Raw genomic sequence first — 17,091 nt, 5'->3', positions numbered from 1 at the left:
CGGGAGATCTTGCCCCGGGTCACTTCTCGTCGAAGTCGTGTGCCGCGACCCGCAGCGGTCTCAGCATCGCGAAGATCTCCGCGCACTCCTCCGCGTCGTACACCCCGAGCCCGAAGTCCATCGCCATCAGGTCGCGGGTGGCGGCGTCGACCACCTCGCGCCCCTTGTCGGTGATCACGGCGAGGGTGCCGCGGCCGTCCCTGGGGTTGGGCTGCTTGGCCACCAGACCGGACCTGACCAGCCGGTCCACGGTGTTCGTCACCGACGTGGGGTGCACCATCAGCCGTTCACCGATCTTGGACATCGGCAGCGCGCCGGTCTTGGAGAAGGTGAGCAGCACCAGCGCCTCGTAGCGCGCGAACGTCAGTCCGTACGGCTTGACCACCGCGTCCACCTCGCCCAGCAGGATCTGCTGCGCGCGCATGATCGAGGTGATGGCGGCCATCGAGGGCACGCCTCCCCAGCGCCGCTTCCAGAGCTCGTCGGCACGGGCGATGGGGTCGAAGGGAAGTCCGAGAGGCTTGGGCACGTCTCCAGACCCTACCGGCCGGTCATATGCCGGGCAGCCCCGTCTCGGACTCCGGGCAGCGGCCGGGACGGGACCGGGAGTGGACCGGGGTCAGCCCTCCCGCGGGGCGCCCCGCTCACGCCCGGACCGGGGGCCCTGGCCGTCCTGCCGGCGCTTGAGGTGGTGGCGGATCGCGCGTTGGGCGACTGGACCCAGCTCCTCCAGGGCCGCGGCCAGGGTGCCGAGCTGTTCGAGGGCGTCCAGGGCCGCGTGGGCACCCGCGTGGTCGACGCCCTCGTACAGCTCGATGCCGACGAAGGACGCGGCGACCGCGCGGGCGAGACCGGACGGGTCGGTGAACTCGCCGAACGGGGTCCCCGCGAGCACCCGGCGGAGCACCCGCTCGATCTCGGCGATCCACAGGTCGAGGCCGGCCGTCGTGGCCGGGCCGAGGCCGGGGTGGGTGGAGGCGCCGGCGAGCAGCTGGCCGAGCAGGGCGACATGGCCGTCGGCACGCTCCTGCTCGTGGATCTCGCGCCCGGCGGCGAGGAGTTCGGACAGGGAGCCGACGGTGGCGAGCCGGGCGCGATGGCGGGCCACGGCCTGTTCGGCGCCGTACCGGCAGGCGGCGGCGAGAAGCTCGTCCACCGAGCCGAAGTGGTAGAAGACGAGCGCCTGGTTGACGCCGGCGGCCGCGGCGACCGTACGGGCGGAGGTCTTGGCGATGCCCTGCTCGGTCAGGACGCGCAGGGCGCCCTCCAGCAGCTTGGTCTTGGTCTCCTGGGACTTGGCGGTCTCGGCCCGCACCGGCTCGCCCTTCGCCGCGCCGGGCCTCCCGCGCTCAGCGGTCACGCGCGCACCTCCTCCCGCACGGGTCGCAGCCCGGGACGCACCGGGCGGGCGCCTGGGGTGTACGACGCCGTGAAGGATCCCTCGTAGCCGAAGAGCGGGCCGAACCAGCGGTTGGTGACCCGGACCTGGATGCGGAAGCGGCCGGTCGTGTCGTCGTAGGACTCGCGCACCTCGGCCGCGGCGCCGACGAGTTCGGGGACGCGGACGTCCACCGGACCCTCGCGGAAGCGGTGCTCGCCGGACCGGACGAGGAGGGAGCCGTCGGGCTCGGCGGCGAAGTGCAGTTCGCTGGCGAGGTGCTGGTGGGTGCCCAGGTAGTCGAGGATGCGGTCGCCCTTGGGGCTGAGCACCATCTGGGCGTCGAAGCGGCGGGGGCGGCCGGGCAGGTCGAAGGTGCGCACGAAGCTCACGGTCTCACGGCCGAAGGTGTCGGTGTACGGAACGTTCTCGATGACGAAGGGGATGTTCCGGCCCGCCCGCGGCACCAGGATGTTGCGGGTGGCGCCGAGGGCGAGGAACGGCTTCACGAACGCCTGGCCGTGCCAGACGCGGTGCATCACGCCCCGGCCGGTGCAGGCCTCTCCGCTCGCCAGGCCCACCGAGAAGCGGCGCTGGAGCTGGGGGTGGAGGCGGTCGAAGGCGTCGCCCATGACCGTGCGGAACATCGAGGCCGGCGCGGTCATCCGTGCTTCTCCAGGGTGCGCAGGACGCGGGGTGTGCCGGCCTGGACGACGGGGGCGCGCAGGCAGCGGCGGGCGGCCGGCGTGCAGGCGAGCGGCGACTTGAGGAGAGCGAGCGAGGCGGCGACCACCAGCAGCAGTGGGCAGAGGTAGATCACGAAGACCTCGAACGGCCCGAACGCGCGGAGGAAGGGCCCCAACCCCAGTCCGGTCACGCACACGGTGAGCACCAGCGCCCGGACCACGAGCTCGGCCAGCCAGTTGGCCAGGGCGCGCTCGGGAGTGATGCCCCGCTCCAGCCACAGTCGCAGCCGGTCGAAGGACCAGGCGGTCGCCCAGCCCATGAGCGGCCGCACCACCAGGTGGTCGGTGACGGCGCCGAAGGTGCCCCAGCGGGGGCGGTAGTCGTAGCCGGTGAGGAACTGGATGCCGTGCGCGTCGGGCACGTAGCGCCAGTAGCCGCTGCCCTCGGCGAGCAGGGAGAGCGGGTGCGGGGAGGCGAAGCGCAGGGCGGAGGTGCGGGTGCCGTCGGGGCGCTCCTTCTCGCCCGCGGCGACTCCGGTGCCGGACAGGGTGAGGAACGGCAGTACCCGTGTGGCGTAGCGGAAGCGCTGTGGTTCGCCCTCCGCGCGCGGGAGGTAGTCGATCTCGGTGAACCGCAGGTCCCAGCGCTGGTGCTGGGCGGGGTCCTGGGTGCGCGCCCAGAGATCGTCCAGGTCGGCGCGGATACGCGTCTCTATGTAGAGACCCATCGTGTTCCCCCACGTCAGAGTCATGTTTGAGCAACCGCTCAAGACATCCGAGAGGGAACGTACACCCATTTGAGCGATCGCTCAAAGGGTGGGGACGGAAAAACCCCGGCCCCAAAGGGACCGGGGTGTAAGCCAGTTGGGGCCCGCTACCGCGCGAGGTGCCGTTCGACGGTCTCGACCTTGGAGGTGAGGCCGTCGGTCACGGCCGGCCGGATGTCGGCCTTCAGGACGAGGGACACGCGCGGGGCCCGCGCCTCGACGGCGGCCACGGCGCGCTTGACGACGTCCATGACCTCGTCCCACTCGCCCTCGACGGAGGTGAACATGGCGTCGGTGCGGTTCGGCAGCCCCGACTCGCGGACCACGCGGACGGCGTCGGCGACGTACTCCCCCACGTCCTCGCCGACACCCAGGGGCGTCACGGAGAAGGCGACGATCATGCGTTCACGGTTCCTTCCTCGCGGGCGCGGGCGGCGATGACCGCGTCCTCGGCCTCACGGTTCAGCCGGCGCTCGAGGATGAAGCCGCCGCCGGGAATGACCGAGTACGCGAAGTAGAGGGCGGCCGTCCCCTTGCTCCACTTGGTGCGGTTCCAGGCGTCGAGCCAGAAGAGCACGTAGAGGATGAAGAGCGTGCCGTGGACCGGGCCCATCACCGGGGCGGCGTCGAATCCCTTGTCGACCCCGTACTTGATGATCGTGCAGACCAGCAGGATGATCCAGGAGATGCCCTCCGGTACGGAGACCAGGCGCAGGCGGCGGATGGCGGAGGCTGTCTTGAGGTCCACGGGTCACCTTCGGTGGGAGAGTCGCTGAGCGCTGCATGATCCGCTTTGTGAACGGAAGCACAAGCGTCGACCATTGTGGCAAACCATCCCCCTAGGGGTGCGCTCAGGGTCGCTCTCCACCCGTGGGCCCTGTTCCGTCCACCCGCCGGGCGGCTACTTTCACAGCGTGGCGATGTTCCGACTCCAAGGCAGCAAGGTGCTCGCCGTCGACATGACCGGGGACGCCGTGAAGGCGAAGAACGGCTCGATGGTCGCGTACGACGGGCAGATGACCTTCAAGAAGCTGAGCGGCGGTGGCGAGGGGCTGCGCGGGATGGTGACCCGGCGGCTCACCGGCGAGCAGATGACGGTGATGGAGGTGAGAGGGCATGGCACCTGCTGGTTCGCCGACCGGGCGTCCGAGATCAACCTGGTCGGACTCCAGGGCGACAAGCTCTACGTCGAGTCGAGCAACCTCCTCGTGACCGACGCGGGCCTGAGAACGGGCACGACGTTCACCGGGCTGCGCGGCGCCTCGCAGGGCAACGGGCTGTTCACCACGACCGTCGAGGGGCACGGCCAGGCGGCGCTGCTCTCCGACGGGCCGGCGGTGGTGCTCCGGGTCAGCCCGCAGTACCCGCTGACCGTCGACCCGGGCGCCTACATCGCCCACCAGGGGAACGTACGGCAGTCCTTCCAGTCCGGTGTGACCTTCCGCACCCTCTTCGGGGAGGGTGGCGGCGAGGCCTTCCAGATCCGCTTCGAGGGCGACGGGCTGGTGTACGTGCAGCCCAGCGAGCGGAACACGATCGCGGGGGATCTGTGAGATGAGCTTGCGGGAGATCAACTCCAAGATGGTCGAGGCCACCGTGCTGCCCGGGCAGCGGCTGTTCAGCCAGCGCGGGGCGATGCTCGCCTACAAGGGGGACGTGTCCTTCACCCCCAGCCTCCAGGGCGGCCAGGGCGGCCTGATGTCCATGATCGGGCGCCGGGTGGCGGGCGAGGCGACCCCGCTGATGTCCGTCGAGGGCAGCGGCACCGTCTTCTTCGGGCACGGCGGCCACCACGTGCACGTCATCACCCTCACCGGCGACACCCTGTACGTCGAGGCCGACCGCCTGCTCGCCTTCGAGGGCACCCTGCGCCAGGGCACGATGTTCCTGGGCTCGCAGGGCGGGGTGATGGGCCTGGTGCGGGGCCAGGCCACCGGGCAGGGGCTGTTCACCACCACGCTCCAGGGCCAGGGCTCGGTGGCCGTGATGGCGCACGGCGGCGTCTTCGAGCTGCCGATCACCCCGCAGCGCCCGGTCCACGTCGACCCGCAGGCCTACGTCGCCCACCACGGCGACGTCCGCAACAAGCTGTCCACCGCGCTCGGCTGGCGCGACATGGTGGGCCGGGGCTCCGGTGAGGCGTTCCAGCTGGAGCTGAGCGGCAGCGGCACGGTGTACGTCCAGGCGTCGGAGGAGAAGCTGTGAGCGCGTACGGAACCCCCGGCGGCCCCGTGGTGCACGACCCGATGACCCTGCCCGTCGACGACAACGTGAACTCGTACACGTTCTGCGTCGAGCTCAAGGGCGGGCAGTGGTTCCTGCAGAAGGGGAAGATGATCGCCTACTACGGGGCGATCGAGTTCAACGGCGTCGGGCACGGTCGACTTGACCGGCTTGTCCGCACGTCGTTCCATTCGCCACTGCACGCGAGCGACTGGGTCGTGGCGGAGGGCTCGGGCAAGATGCTGCTCGCCGACCGGGCCTTCGACGTGAACTCGTACGACCTGGACGACGGGAACCTGACCATTCGCTCGGGCAATCTCCTCGCTTTTCAGCCAAGTCTCGCGCTCAAACAGTCGATCGTGCCGGGCTTTCTGACACTGATCGGAACCGGGAAGTTCGTGGCCGCATCCAACGGGCCGGTGGTGTTCATGGAACCGCCGATCCGGGTCGATCCCCAGGCCCTGGTCGGATGGGCCGACTGCCCGTCGCCGTGTCATCACTACGACCACGGGTACCTGACAGGCGTGATGGGCGGTCTACGTGCGATGACGGGCCTGGGCGGCGCCTCCGGGGAGGAGCACCAGTTCGAGTTCGTGGGCGCCGGGACGGTCCTGCTGCAGTCGAGCGAGACCCTCATGGCCGAGCAGGCCACGGGAGCGGTCCCGGCCGAGCCGGGGGTACCGGGAGGCGGCGGAACGGCCCCGACCGGGCATGCTTCGCAGTCCCCGGGGGTACCGCGCCTTCCCGGACAGCTGGGGGACCTCCAGCGTCGCTTCGGGCTGTGAGCGGTAGTCTGCGGAGTGTGACATCGAACGCGTGCGCACAGTCACACCACCCGAAGTAGTTCGTCATTCAACTTCTTAGGTAGACTTCATTCATGGAGACCGAGACGGCCACGCGCTGGCTGACCGATGCGGAGCAGTGCGCCTGGCGCACCCACCTGGAGGTCAACAGGCTGTTGACGTACCAGCTCGAAAAGGATCTGCAGCCGTTCGGGCTGACGATGAACGACTACGAGATCCTCGTCAATCTGTCCGAGTCGGAAGACGTGCGGATGCGGATGAGCGACCTGGCCTCCGCCACCATGCAGTCCAAGAGCCGGCTCTCCCATCAGATCACCCGGATGGAGAACGCCGACTTCGTGCGGCGCGAGAACTGTGAGTCCGACCGCCGGGGCCTGTACGCCGTGCTGACCGAGCACGGCATGGAGACGATGAAGAAGGTCGCGCCGCACCACGTGGCATCCGTGCGACGGCACTTCATCGACCTGCTGACGCCCGAGGCGCTCATAGAACTGGACAAGTCCCTCAAGCCGATCGCAGAGCATCTGCGGGGCCAGCGGGGTCGCCCCTGAGCCCGGCGGCAGCCCCCAGGACACCGGGACGACCCGAGCCCTGGAGGCTGCCGCCCGGCCCCGGCCCCACCCCCTGGGCGGCCCTCCCCGTCGCACGCCGGCAGGCCTCCTGTCACGCGACCCGGCGCCACCGGGGCCCCGCGGCCAGCGCCGCCGCGAGGGCCACACCTCCCGCCAGCAGGAAGCACACCCCGAGCGGCAGGGCGCCGATCAGCACCCCCGCCACCACGGCTCCCCCCGAACTCCCCGCGTTCACGGCCATGTTCACCCAGGCCCCGGCCTGTGTACGGGAGCCCTCCCCCGCCGTCTCGTCGGCCAGCAGGTACGCCGTCGTCAGGGCCGGGGCGATGAACGCGCCCGCGCAGGCCATGGCGGCCATGAGCGTCCACAGGCCGGGCGCGAGGCCCGCCGCGGCGATCACCAGACCGAGGCCGGCCGCGAACCCGCCCAGCCGCACCCGAGCCGGCCCCCGCCAGTCGACCGCACCGTTGACGAGGCCGCCCACCGCGCTGCCCGCCGAGAGCGCGCCCAGCACCCACGGCACCAGGGCGGTGTCGTACCCGTGCTCGGTGGCGAACGCCATCACCAGCAGCTCCACGCCACTGAGGGCCAGCCCGACGCCCGCGGCCACGACGACCGGAGGCAGCAGTCCGCGCGGGGCGCCGCGCCTCTCCCGGCGGGGCGCGGGACGGAAGCCGGCCAGCGCGGGAGACGTGACGAAGGCGCAGGTTCCGGCGACGACCAGCAGCGCGCTGAGCGGGATGCCGGACGCCGGGGGCGCGAAGCGCACGAGAAGGCCCACCAGGGCCGGGCCGGACACGAAGAGCAGCTCCTCGGCGACCCCGTCCAGGCTGTAGGCGCGCCGCAGCAGGTGCCGGTCGTGGACGAGTTCGGCCCACAGCGCGCGCATGGTGGGACCCAGCGGGGGTGCGCAGGCGCCCGCGAGAGCGGCGGCCGCGGCGATGAACGGTGCCGGGACCCCGGGCCGCCAGGTGAGGGCCGCCAGGGCGCACAGCAGGGTGCCGTAGCAGGCGGCCATGGGGGGCAGCGCGCGGCGCGGGCCGTAGCGGTCGATCAGCGACGCGCGCAGCGGCATCAGGAACACCACGGCGCCGCCGAACAGGCTCATCACGGCACCGGCGACGGCGAGGGACCCGGTCGCCCGGGTGACGGACAGCAGCACCGCGAGGGGTGCGGTGCCGTAGGACAGACGGGCGCTCAGGACGGCGGCGAAGGTCCGGCGTGCGTGCGGGACGCGCAGCACGGCGGCGTACGAGGGGCGCGCGGGCAGGACGGCGCGCGGTGAAGCGGGCGCGGACATGCGTGAGTTCCTCACGTGTGACATGACGAGGGGACACCGGTGCGCCGCGCCGGCCGGGTGTCGGCCGCCTACGCGGGCGCGGGGTGCGCGCTCTATGCCATGGAGAGGAACATACGGGTCAAGTTAGCAGCGCCTGCGGGGAGTTGCCCAGGCTGCGGAGGCTCCTGCCCTGCCCTGAACGCCCGTGCCGGGACCTGAGCGAGGAAGGTGTCAGCGTCGCCGGAACAGGCAGATGAGGGCGACGCGTTCGCCGCCGAGGGTCTTGCTCTCGGCGGCCGCCATGTTGGAGAGCGTCCAGCCCTGGGCCTCAATGGCTTCGATCTGCTCGCCGACGCCGGTCATCGGTGAGGTGGTCCTGCTGCCGGCATTGGCCTCGATGATCTTGTAGGTGAGGACGGTACGCCCCGCCTCGTAGGCCTTGCGCGCCTCATCGGTAGCCAGGCCGGCCTTGGCGTTGTTGATGAATCCCATGATCCCCCCAACCGGTGAAACAGTGCGGGCCCAGTGTGGCTTCCGCGACGACCGGGAGGAAGTCCCGTCGCTGACCTGTGACACGACCCAGCCCCGGCCGGAAGGTCGGTGCCGAGGCCGTCAGCGGTCTGGCGGACAGTGAGGTCGCCGGGCCGCTCCGCAGCGGGGCTGGACGTGCGGGTGATGGCGAACAGGGCCGGACTCAGCCCTCCGTCAGGCCCGCCACCAGTTCGTCGGCCGCGCGGTACGGGTCCAGTTCGCCGGCGACGATGCGCTCGGCGAGGGTGCTGAGGCGGCGGTCGCCGTGGAGGTCGCCGATGCGTGTCCGCAGGGCCGTGACGGCGATCGTCTCGACCTCGCGGGCCGCGCGGGCGCGGCGGCGTTCGGCGAGGACGCCGTGCTCCTCCATCCAGGCCCGGTGCTTCTCCAGGGCCTCCACGACCTCGTCGATGCCCTGGGCGCGGGCCGCGACCGTCTTGACGATGGGCGGACGCCAGTCGCCGGGGCCGCGGGCCTCGCCGAGGCCGAGCATGTGGTTCAGCTCGCGGGCCGTGGCGTCGGCGCCGTCGCGGTCCGCCTTGTTGACGACGTAGACGTCGCCGATCTCCAGGATTCCCGCCTTGGCCGCCTGGATGCCGTCGCCCATGCCGGGGGCGAGGAGGACGACGGAGGTGTCGGCCTGGGAGGCGATCTCCACCTCCGACTGGCCGACGCCGACCGTCTCCACCAGGATCACGTCGCAGCCGGCCGCGTCCAGGACACGGATCGCCTGCGGGGCCGCCCAGGCCAGGCCGCCGAGGTGGCCGCGCGTGGCCATGGAGCGGATGTAGACGCCGGGGTCGGAGGCGTGGTCCGACATGCGGACGCGGTCGCCGAGCAGGGCGCCGCCGGAGAAGGGGGAGGACGGGTCGACGGCCAGGACGCCGACCCGCTTGCCCTGCTTGCGGTACGCGGTGACGAGGGCGGAGGTGGAGGTCGACTTGCCGACGCCCGGGGAACCGGTCAGACCGACCACATAGGCGTTGCCGGTCAGCGGGGCCAGCGCCGCCATGACCTCCCTGAGCTGCGGGGACGCCCCCTCCACCAGGGAGATGAGCCGGGCCACGGCCCGCGGCCGGCCTTCCCTGGCCTGGGCCACCAGAGAGGAGACGTCCTGCATCACACAGCTCCGTTCACTTCACCGACGTAACGACGCACAAGGGGACTCTCAGGCCTTCGGTACCCGCACGATGAGCGCGTCACCCTGGCCGCCGCCACCGCACAGCGCGGCCGCGCCCACCCCGCCGCCCCGGCGCTTGAGCTCCAGCGCCAAGTGGAGCACGAGACGGGCGCCGGACATGCCGATCGGGTGACCCAGGGCGATCGCGCCGCCGTTGACGTTCACCTTTTCCGTGGAAACGCCGAGGTCCTTCATTGACTGCACGGCGACGGCGGCGAAGGCCTCGTTGATCTCGATGAGGTCGAGGTCCGCGACGTCCAGGCCCTCCTTCTTCAGGGCGTGCTGGATGGCGTTGGACGGCTGCGACTGCAGGGAGTTGTCCGGGCCGGCCACGTTGCCGTGGGCGCCGATCTCGGCAAGCCACTGAAGGCCCAGCTCCTCGGCCTTGGCCTTGCTCATCACGACCACGGCGGCCGCGCCGTCGGAGATCTGCGAGGCGGTGCCGGCGGTGATGGTGCCGTCCCTGGTGAAGGCCGGGCGCAGCTTGCCGAGGGACTCCAGGGAGGTCTCGGCGCGGATGCCCTCGTCCTTGCTGAACAGCACCGGGTCGCCCTTGCGCTGCGGGATCTCCACGGGGGTGATCTCGGCCTCGAACAGGCCGTTCTTCTGCGCGGCGGCGGCCCGCTGGTGGGACAGGACGGCGATCTCGTCCTGCTCGGAGCGCTTGATGCCGAGGCGGGTGTTGTGCTTCTCCGTCGACTCGCCCATGGCGATGCCCTCGAAGGAGTCGGTCAGACCGTCGTACGCCATGGCGTCGACCATCTCCACCGCGCCGTACTTGTAGCCGTCGCGGGACTTGGGCAGCAGGTGCGGGGCGTTGGTCATGGACTCCTGACCGCCGGCGACGACGATGTCGAACTCGCCCGCGCGGATCAGCTGGTCGGCGAGCGCGATGGCGTCCAGGCCGGACAGACACACCTTGTTGATGGTGAGCGCCGGGACGTTCATCGGGATGCCCGCCTTGACGGCCGCCTGGCGGGCCGGGATCTGGCCCGCCCCGGCCTGGAGCACCTGCCCCATGATCACGTACTGCACCTGGTCGCCGCCGATGCCGGCGCGGTCGAGGGCCGCCTTGATCGCGAAGCCGCCGAGGTCGGCCCCGGAGAAGGACTTCAGCGAGCCCAGCAGCCGTCCCATGGGCGTGCGCGCGCCCGCGACGATCACTGAGCTGGTCGTACCGGAGGTTCCAGAAGACATGAGCTGCGATCCCCTTACCGGCCTGCACAGCCGAGGAGTGAACGAGGGTTTACTTCGAATGTACTGACCGGCACCTGAGGCCGTCATCGTCCTTACGGTGTGATCGCGCGCACGTTGCGTAACCACCTCCGGAGCGCTGCACTGAATCCATGCTGACGCGAATCGACCACATCGGGATCGCCTGTCACGACCTCGACACCACCGTCGAGTTCTACCGCGCGACCTACGGCTTCGAGGTGTTCCACACCGAGGTCAACGAAGAGCAGGGTGTGCGGGAGGCCATGCTCAGGATCAACGGGACCTCGGACGGCGGCGCCTCCTACCTCCAGCTCCTGGAACCGACCCGCGAGGACTCCGCGGTCGGCAAGTGGCTGGCGAAGAACGGAGAGGGCGTACATCACATCGCCTTCGGCACCGCGGACGTGGACCAGGACGCCGCGGACATCCGCGAGAAGGGCGTACGCGTGCTGTACGAAGAGCCACGACGCGGTTCCATGGGCTCCCGGATCACCTTCCTGCACCCGAAGGATTGCCACGGAGTCCTGACAGAACTGGTCACTTCGGCCTCAGTTGAGTCACCTGAGCACTGACCGGCGTACATAAGGGCCGGTAGGGTTGGGGGCGGTCGTCTCCGCAGTCGGGGGACGACCGTATGCCGGGGTCCGGATTTCGGGGGACGAGCGTCGGGGCAGCAGCCCATGCTCCGTCGTTGATCTGACACCATTCCCCGGGGGCCCCGTTCGGCGGATGGACGGGGCTCGTTGCAGAAGCTGACCAGGGGACGGATGGGACCGCGCAGTGCGGGGCTACGAGAGCCAGGAGCGAGAGCCGGCGGCTGACGTCGACCACCTCTCTCGGTTCGAGGCCGAGATGAAGCGGCTGAAGACCGAGCGGGAAAAGGCGATCCAGCACGCCGAGGACCTCGGCTACCAGGTCGAGGTGCTGCGCGCCAAGCTTCACGAGGCGCGCCGCACGCTGATGACCCGGCCCGCCTATGACGGCGGTGACATCGGGTATCAGGCCGAACAGTTGCTTCGCAATGCCCAGATGCAGGCCGACCAGCTGCGTCAGGACGCCGAGCGGGAACTGAGCCAGGTAAGAGCGCAGACCCAGCGGCTGCTCCAGGAGCACGCCGAGCAGGCGGCCCGGCTCCAGACGGAGCTGCACCAGGAGGCGGTGACCCGCCGCCAGCAGCTGGACCAGGAGCTGTCCGAGCGCCGGCAGACCGTCGAGTCGCACGTCAACGAGAACGTGGCCTGGGCCGAGCAGTTGCGCGCCCGCACGGAGTCGCAGGCGCGCCGGCTGCTGGACGAGTCCCGCGCGGAGGCCGACCAGGCGATGGCGGCGGCCCGGGCCGAGACCGAACGGCTGACCCGGGAGGCCCGCGAGCGGGTGGCCGGCGAGGCCGAGTCCGCCCGCAGCGAGGCCGAGCAGATCCTGCGCCGTGCCCGCACGGACGCCGAGCGACTGCTGAACGCCGCCTCCACGCAGGCCCAGGAGGCCACCGAGCACGCCGAGCGGCTGCGCAGTTCCACCGCCAGCGAGTCGGACGCCGCCCGCCGTCAGGCCGGCGAGCTGAGCCGTGCCGCCGAGGAGCGGATGGCGCAGGCCGAGGAAGCGCTGCGCAAGGCGCAGTCCGAGGCCGAGAAGATGCTGACCGAGGCCAAGGAGGCTGCCGCCAAGGCGCTGTCGAGCGCCGAGGCCGCCAACGAGACGCGTACGCGTACGGCGAAGGAACAGGTCGCCCGCCTCGTCGGTGAGGCCACCAAGGAGGCCGAGACCACCCGGGCCGATGCCGAGCAGGTGGTCACCGACGCGCGCGCCGAGGCCGAGAAGATCCTCGCGGAGGCGGGCGAGAAGGCCCGCAGCCTCACCGCCGAGGAGACGGCCAGCCAGCTGTCGAAGGCGGCCAGGACGGCCGAGGAGGTCCTCAACAAGGCCTCGGAGGAAGCCCAGCGGACCACCAGGGCGGCGGCCGAGGAGGCCGAGCGGATCCGCGGCGAGGCCGAGTCCGAGGCGGACCGGCTGCGTGCCCAGGCGCACGACATCGCCGAGGAGCTCAAGGGCGCGGCGAAGGACGACACCAAGGAGTACCGCGCCAAGACGGTCGAGCTGCAGGAGGAGGCCCGGCGCCTGCGCGGCGAGGCCGAGCAGCTGCGCGCCGACGCCGTCGCCGAGGGCGAGTCGATCCGTGCCGAGGCCCGCCGCGAGGCGGTGACGCAGATCGAGGAGGCGGCCAAGTCCGCCGAGGAGCTGCTGGCCAAGGCCAAGGCCGACGCCGACGAGCTGCGCAAGAGCGCGACGACGGACAGCGAGAAGGTCCGCACCGAGGCCATCGAGCGCGCGACCGCGCTGCGCCGGCAGGCCGAGGAGACCCTGGAGCGCACCCGCGAGGAGGCCGACAAGCTCCGCGAGGAGGCCGGCGAGCGGGCCGAGTCGGTCAGGTCCGACGCCGAGCAGGCCGCGCGCGAGCTGCGCGAGGAGGCCGAGCGTGCGGTCGAGGCCCGCCGCGAGGAGGCCGCCGGCGAGCTGACGCGGCTCCAGACGGAGACCCAGGAGCGGCTGGAGACGGCCGAGCAGGCTCTCACGGACGCCCGTGAGGAGGCGGCCGGCATCCGGCGCGAGGCCGGCGAGGAGTCCGAGCGGCTGCGCTCGGAGGCCGCCGAACGCAGCCGTACGCTGCGGCAGCAGGCCGAGGCCGAGGCCGAACGGCTGCGGGACGAGGCCGCGGCCGACGCGGCCGCCTCGCGCGCCGAGGGCGAGAGCGTCGCCGTACGTCTGCGGTCGGAGGCCGCCGCCGAGGCGGAGCGGCTGAAGACGGAGGCGCAGGAGAGCGCCGACCGGGTCCGCGCGGAGGCGCAGGCCGCCGCCGAGCGGCTCGGCGCGGAAGCGTCCGAGACGCTGGCCGCCGCCCAGGAGGAGGCCGCCCGGCGCCGCCGCGAGGCGGAGGAACTGCTCGGGGGCGCCCGCGAGGAGGCCGACCAGGAGCGCCGGCGGGCCCGCGAGCAGAGCGAGGAACTGCTGGCCTCGGCGCGCAAGCGCGTGGAGGAGGCGCAGACCGAGGCGACCCGGCTGGTCGAGGAGGCCGACCGGCGCGCCACGGAGATGGTGTCCGCCGCCGAGCAGCACGCCCAGCAGGTACGGGACTCCGTCGCCGGGCTGCACGAGCAGGCGCAGGAGGAGATCACCGGACTGCGTTCGGCCGCCGAGCACGCGGCGGACCGCACCCGCAGGGAGGCCGAGGAGGAGGCGGACCGGGTCCGCTCCGACGCCTACGCCGAGCGGGAGCGGGCGAGCGAGGACGCCTCGCGTCTGCGTCGCGAGTCGAGCGAGGAGACGGAGGCCGCCAAGGCGCTCGCGGAGCACACGGTCACGGAGGCGGCCGCGGAGTCCGAGCGGCTGCGCTCGGAGGCGTCGGAGTACGCGCAGCGGGTGCGTACGGAGGCGTCGGACGCCCTCGCCGAGGCGGACCAGGCGGCGTCGCGCACCCGGGCGGACGCCCGGGAGGACGCCAACCGCATCCGTTCGGACGCGGCGACGCAGGTGGACACCCTCATCACCGAGGCCCGCAACGAGGCGGAGCGGCTCCAGAACGAGACGATCGCCGAGGCCGACCGGGTGCGCACCGAGGCGCTGACCGAGGCCGACCGGCTCCAGACGGAGACCGTCACCGAGGCCGACCGGGTGCGCGCGGAGGCGCTCGCCGAGGCGGACCGGGTGCGCGTGGAGGCCGTCGCGAACGCCGAGCAGCTCATCTCGGACGCCACCGGCGACGCCGAGCGGCTGCGTGCCGAGGCAGCCGACACGGTCGGCTCGGCCCAGCAGCACGCGGAGCGGCTGCGCGGCGAGGCCCAGCGGCTCCGGGCGAACGCGGAGACGGAGAGCGAACGGCTCGTCAACTCCGCGCGCGAGGAGTCCGAGCGGACCCTCGACGAGGCCCGCAGGGACGCCAACAAGCGGCGTTCGGAGGCGGCCGAGCAGGTCGACACGCTCATCACGGAGACCGCGGCCGAGGCCGACAAGCTGCTCACCGAGGCCCAACAGCAGGCCCTGAAGACCACCGCCGAGGCGGAGGCGCAGGCCGACACGATGGTGGGCGCGGCCCGCAGCGAGGCCGAGCGGATCGTCTCCGAGGCGACCGTCGAGGGCAACTCGCGGGTGGAGAAGTCCCGTACGGACGCGGACGGCCTGCTGGTCGGCGCGCGCCGGGACGCGACCGCGATCCGGGAGCGCGCGGAGGAGCTGCGCGACCGGATCACCACCGAGATCGAGGAGCTGCACGAGCGGGCCCGCCGCGAGGCCTCCGAGACGATGAAGTCCACCGGCGACCGCTGCGACGCGCTCATCAAGGCCGCCGAGGAGCAGCTCGCCAAGGCCGAGGCGAAGGCCAAGGAGCTGGTGTCGGACGCCAATTCCGAGGCCGGCAAGGTGCGCATCGCCGCGGTGAAGAAGGCCGAGGGCCTGTTGAAGGAGGCCGAGCAGAAGAAGGCCAAGCTGGTCAAGGAGGCCGAGGACCTGAAGGCCGAGGCGATCCGCGAGGCCCGGGCCACGGTCGAGGAGGGCAAGCGGGAGCTGGAGGTCCTGGTGCGCAGGCGCGAGGACATCAACTCCGAGATCTCCCGGGTTCAGGACGTCCTGGAAGCACTGGAGTCCTTCGAGGCTCCGGCGGGCGGCAAGGACGGCGGGGTCAAGGCCGGCGCGAGCGTGGGTGCCCCTCGATCGGGTGGGAAGTCCTCGGACGGCTAGCGCGGTAAGGCGGTTTCGATGTCTCCTGGGGGGCTTTGACCAAGTATTTGGCAAGCTGTCCGGGAGTCAGCCACCCAAAAGTGGTGTCATTCTCCAGATCAAACACGTATCCACTCGATGACACACCGCTCCGGCCCCTAGGATTCCACCTATCACCTCACCGGTCTCATTCGACAGGAACCCCATGAGCGACACTTCCCCCTACGGCTTCGAGCTTGTGCGGCGTGGGTACGACCGCGCTCAGGTGGACGAACGGATCTCGAAGCTCGTCTCCGACCGTGACAGCGCTCTCGCCCGCATCACCGCTCTGGAAAAGCGCATCGAAGAGCTCCACCTCGAGACGCAGAACGCCCAGGCCCAGGTCACCGACGCGGAACCGTCGTACGCCGGTCTCGGTGCGCGGGTCGAGAAGATCCTGCGCCTCGCCGAGGAAGAGGCGAAGGACCTGCGTGAGGAGGCGCGGCGCGCGGCCGAGCAGCACCGCGAGCTCGCCGAGTCCGCGGCTCAGCAGGTCCGTAACGACGCCGAGTCCTTCGCCTCGGAGCGCAAGGCCAAGGCCGAGGACGAGGGCGTCCGGATCGTCGAGAAGGCGAAGAGCGACGCCTCTCAGCTGCGTTCCGAGGCCCAGAAGGACGCCCAGTCCAAGCGTGAGGAGGCGGACGCCCTCTTCGAGGAGACCCGCGCCAAGGCCGCTCAGGCCGCCGCGGACTTCGAGACGAACCTGGCCAAGCGCCGCGACCAGTCCGAGCGCGACCTGGCCTCCCGTCAGCAGAAGGCCGAGAAGCGCCTGGCCGAGATCGAGCACCGCGCCGAGCAGCTCCGCCTGGAGGCGGAGAAGCTGCGCACCGACGCCGAGCGCCGTGCCCGTCAGACGGTGGAGACGGCTCAGCGTCAGGCCGAGGACATCGTGGCCGACGCGAACGCCAAGGCCGACCGTATCCGTTCGGAATCCGAGCGCGAGCTGGCCGCCCTGACCAACCGTCGCGACAGCATCAACGCTCAGCTGACGAACGTCCGCGAGATGCTCGCCACGCTCACGGGTGCCGCGGTGGCCGCCGCCGGCGCGCCGGTCGAGGACGAGCCGATCTCCCGGGGCGTTCCGGCGCAGCAGACCCGGTGACACCCGCACCGGCGAGGTAACGCCGAAAGGGGCGGTGGGAGGTGATCCCGCCGCCCCTTTCGCGTGCGTGCCGTCCCGGGCGCGTCCGGCGCCGCCCGCGGGGGCTCGGCGCAGCCCGGGCAGGGGCGGTGCGTCGGTTCCGTCGGCGCTCACGACGACCCAGGTGCCGTCGGCGCGCAGCAGTTGGACGGCCTGGGCGAACCGGTCCGTGCGCACCGAGACTCCGTCGTCCTCGCCGATGCGGGAGCCGTCGGTGGTGTCCAGGGTCCACAGCCCGCACGCGGCCCCCGCCGCCAGGATCGCGAGCCCCGGCCACCGCAGCCCCGGCCCGGTGCGCGTGCTCCCGCTCTCCCCCACCGTGCCCGGTCTCGCGTCCTCGACCACCGTGTCCCCACCCCCGTTGTGCGCCGCGGCACCCCCCGGCGCCGCCCCGCCGATCAAGAGGGCTGGAGCTCAACCGCTCGCAACGGTGCCGTGGCAGGGGTGCGGCATGCCCCCGTCGCCGGGACACACCCCGCCCCGTCCACCACGTTCGGTGAACCCCTGGCTTTACATTCTCTTGGGCGGAACCGTCAGCGCCCCGATATCCTCCTAACCCTTACGGGGGCG

General features: G+C 71.7%; 17 protein-coding genes. 7 read left to right on the top strand and 10 right to left on the bottom strand.

Annotated elements, in window-relative coordinates; all coding sequences use genetic code 11:
* Positions 1–19 precede the first annotated feature (19 nt).
* The 6 genes from OIB37_RS25120 to OIB37_RS25095 form a co-directional block, all read right to left on the bottom strand.
* Entirely contained in the window at positions 20–529 is a 510-nt protein-coding gene (locus OIB37_RS25120; protein WP_330459862.1) for a MarR family winged helix-turn-helix transcriptional regulator, read from the bottom strand.
* A gap of 90 nt (positions 530–619) precedes the next feature.
* Complete coding sequence (locus OIB37_RS25115) at positions 620–1,315, bottom strand: TetR/AcrR family transcriptional regulator (RefSeq protein WP_330461967.1); 696 nt, start codon at positions 1,313–1,315, stop codon at positions 620–622.
* Positions 1,316–1,356: 41 nt separating this feature from the next.
* Positions 1,357–2,043: a DUF4166 domain-containing protein gene (locus OIB37_RS25110; RefSeq protein WP_330459861.1), complete on the bottom strand. Its 687-nt coding sequence runs from the start codon at positions 2,041–2,043 to the stop codon at positions 1,357–1,359.
* A complete protein-coding gene (locus OIB37_RS25105; RefSeq protein WP_330459860.1) occupies positions 2,040–2,792 on the bottom strand; it encodes a hypothetical protein in 753 nt (250 codons plus the stop codon). Before OIB37_RS25105 ends, OIB37_RS25110 begins: the two co-directional genes overlap by 4 nt.
* Before the next feature lie 146 nt (positions 2,793–2,938).
* Positions 2,939–3,232: an MTH1187 family thiamine-binding protein gene (locus tag OIB37_RS25100; protein ID WP_330459859.1), complete on the bottom strand. Its 294-nt coding sequence runs from the start codon at positions 3,230–3,232 to the stop codon at positions 2,939–2,941.
* Positions 3,229–3,579 (bottom strand): DUF3817 domain-containing protein, encoded by a 351-nt coding sequence (locus OIB37_RS25095; RefSeq protein WP_330459858.1) that lies wholly within the window; start codon positions 3,577–3,579, stop codon positions 3,229–3,231. Before OIB37_RS25095 ends, OIB37_RS25100 begins: the two co-directional genes overlap by 4 nt.
* 172 nt (positions 3,580–3,751) lie before the next feature.
* Between OIB37_RS25095 and OIB37_RS25090 the strand changes: the two genes are divergently transcribed.
* From OIB37_RS25090 to OIB37_RS25075, 4 genes are all read left to right on the top strand, one after another.
* A complete protein-coding gene (locus OIB37_RS25090; protein ID WP_330461966.1) occupies positions 3,752–4,384 on the top strand; it encodes an AIM24 family protein in 633 nt (210 codons plus the stop codon).
* Position 4,385: 1 nt separating this feature from the next.
* Complete coding sequence (locus OIB37_RS25085; protein ID WP_330459857.1) at positions 4,386–5,036, top strand: AIM24 family protein; 651 nt, start codon at positions 4,386–4,388, stop codon at positions 5,034–5,036.
* Positions 5,033–5,839, top strand: a complete 807-nt coding sequence (locus OIB37_RS25080; RefSeq protein ID WP_330459856.1) for an AIM24 family protein — start codon at positions 5,033–5,035, stop codon at positions 5,837–5,839. The genes OIB37_RS25085 and OIB37_RS25080 overlap by 4 nt, the downstream gene beginning before the upstream one ends.
* A gap of 92 nt (positions 5,840–5,931) precedes the next feature.
* Entirely contained in the window at positions 5,932–6,408 is a 477-nt protein-coding gene (locus OIB37_RS25075; protein ID WP_330459855.1) for a MarR family winged helix-turn-helix transcriptional regulator, read from the top strand.
* 112 nt (positions 6,409–6,520) lie between these two features.
* On the opposite strand, the gene OIB37_RS25070 is transcribed toward OIB37_RS25075, so the two are convergent.
* From OIB37_RS25070 to OIB37_RS25055, 4 genes are all read right to left on the bottom strand, one after another.
* Positions 6,521–7,729: an MFS transporter gene (locus OIB37_RS25070; protein WP_330459854.1), complete on the bottom strand. Its 1,209-nt coding sequence runs from the start codon at positions 7,727–7,729 to the stop codon at positions 6,521–6,523.
* A gap of 210 nt (positions 7,730–7,939) precedes the next feature.
* Positions 7,940–8,200 carry a hypothetical protein gene (locus OIB37_RS25065; RefSeq protein ID WP_330459853.1) on the bottom strand — a complete coding sequence of 87 codons (261 nt, stop codon included), beginning with the start codon at positions 8,198–8,200 and terminating at the stop codon, positions 7,940–7,942.
* Positions 8,201–8,402: 202 nt separating this feature from the next.
* Positions 8,403–9,359 (bottom strand): methylmalonyl Co-A mutase-associated GTPase MeaB, encoded by a 957-nt coding sequence (meaB, locus tag OIB37_RS25060; protein ID WP_330459852.1) that lies wholly within the window; start codon positions 9,357–9,359, stop codon positions 8,403–8,405.
* Positions 9,360–9,407: 48 nt separating this feature from the next.
* A complete protein-coding gene (locus OIB37_RS25055) occupies positions 9,408–10,616 on the bottom strand; it encodes an acetyl-CoA C-acetyltransferase (protein ID WP_330459851.1) in 1,209 nt (402 codons plus the stop codon).
* 149 nt (positions 10,617–10,765) lie between these two features.
* Here OIB37_RS25055 and mce point away from each other — a divergent pair, with 149 nt between their 5' ends.
* The 3 genes from mce (at position 10,766) to OIB37_RS25040 (ending at position 16,482) form a co-directional block, all read left to right on the top strand.
* Positions 10,766–11,206 carry a methylmalonyl-CoA epimerase gene (gene mce / locus OIB37_RS25050; RefSeq protein WP_330459850.1) on the top strand — a complete coding sequence of 147 codons (441 nt, stop codon included), beginning with the start codon at positions 10,766–10,768 and terminating at the stop codon, positions 11,204–11,206.
* Positions 11,207–11,414: 208 nt separating this feature from the next.
* Positions 11,415–15,362: a polarized growth protein Scy gene (gene scy / locus OIB37_RS25045; RefSeq protein WP_330459849.1), complete on the top strand. Its 3,948-nt coding sequence runs from the start codon at positions 11,415–11,417 to the stop codon at positions 15,360–15,362.
* A gap of 184 nt (positions 15,363–15,546) precedes the next feature.
* On the top strand, positions 15,547–16,482 hold the full coding sequence (locus OIB37_RS25040) for a cellulose-binding protein (RefSeq protein WP_330459848.1): 936 nt from the start codon (positions 15,547–15,549) through the stop codon (positions 16,480–16,482).
* The last annotated feature ends 609 nt before the right edge of the window (positions 16,483–17,091 follow it).

It is taken from the genome of Streptomyces sp. NBC_00820 (assembly GCF_036347055.1).
Lineage (GTDB): Bacteria > Actinomycetota > Actinomycetes > Streptomycetales > Streptomycetaceae > Streptomyces.
The sequence above is the reverse complement of the archived record's forward strand: the minus strand, read 5'-3'. Positions and strand labels throughout refer to the sequence as shown.

What these genes read in the sequence shown, in the direction of transcription:
- OIB37_RS25090 (WP_330461966.1), top strand. Translation starts at nt 3,752, where the DNA reads ATGTTCCGACTCCAAGGCAGCAAGGTGCTCGCCGTCGACATGACCGGG.
- meaB (WP_330459852.1), bottom strand. Translation starts at nt 9,359, where the DNA reads ATGCAGGACGTCTCCTCTCTGGTGGCCCAGGCCAGGGAAGGCCGGCCG.
- OIB37_RS25040 (WP_330459848.1), top strand. Translation starts at nt 15,547, where the DNA reads ATGAGCGACACTTCCCCCTACGGCTTCGAGCTTGTGCGGCGTGGGTAC.
- OIB37_RS25065 (WP_330459853.1), bottom strand. Translation starts at nt 8,200, where the DNA reads ATGGGATTCATCAACAACGCCAAGGCCGGCCTGGCTACCGATGAGGCG.
- OIB37_RS25110 (WP_330459861.1), bottom strand. Translation starts at nt 2,043, where the DNA reads ATGACCGCGCCGGCCTCGATGTTCCGCACGGTCATGGGCGACGCCTTC.
- OIB37_RS25100 (WP_330459859.1), bottom strand. Translation starts at nt 3,232, where the DNA reads ATGATCGTCGCCTTCTCCGTGACGCCCCTGGGTGTCGGCGAGGACGTG.
- OIB37_RS25070 (WP_330459854.1), bottom strand. Translation starts at nt 7,729, where the DNA reads ATGTCCGCGCCCGCTTCACCGCGCGCCGTCCTGCCCGCGCGCCCCTCG.
- mce (WP_330459850.1), top strand. Translation starts at nt 10,766, where the DNA reads ATGCTGACGCGAATCGACCACATCGGGATCGCCTGTCACGACCTCGAC.
- OIB37_RS25055 (WP_330459851.1), bottom strand. Translation starts at nt 10,616, where the DNA reads ATGTCTTCTGGAACCTCCGGTACGACCAGCTCAGTGATCGTCGCGGGC.
- OIB37_RS25105 (WP_330459860.1), bottom strand. Translation starts at nt 2,792, where the DNA reads ATGGGTCTCTACATAGAGACGCGTATCCGCGCCGACCTGGACGATCTC.
- OIB37_RS25075 (WP_330459855.1), top strand. Translation starts at nt 5,932, where the DNA reads ATGGAGACCGAGACGGCCACGCGCTGGCTGACCGATGCGGAGCAGTGC.
- OIB37_RS25085 (WP_330459857.1), top strand. Translation starts at nt 4,386, where the DNA reads ATGAGCTTGCGGGAGATCAACTCCAAGATGGTCGAGGCCACCGTGCTG.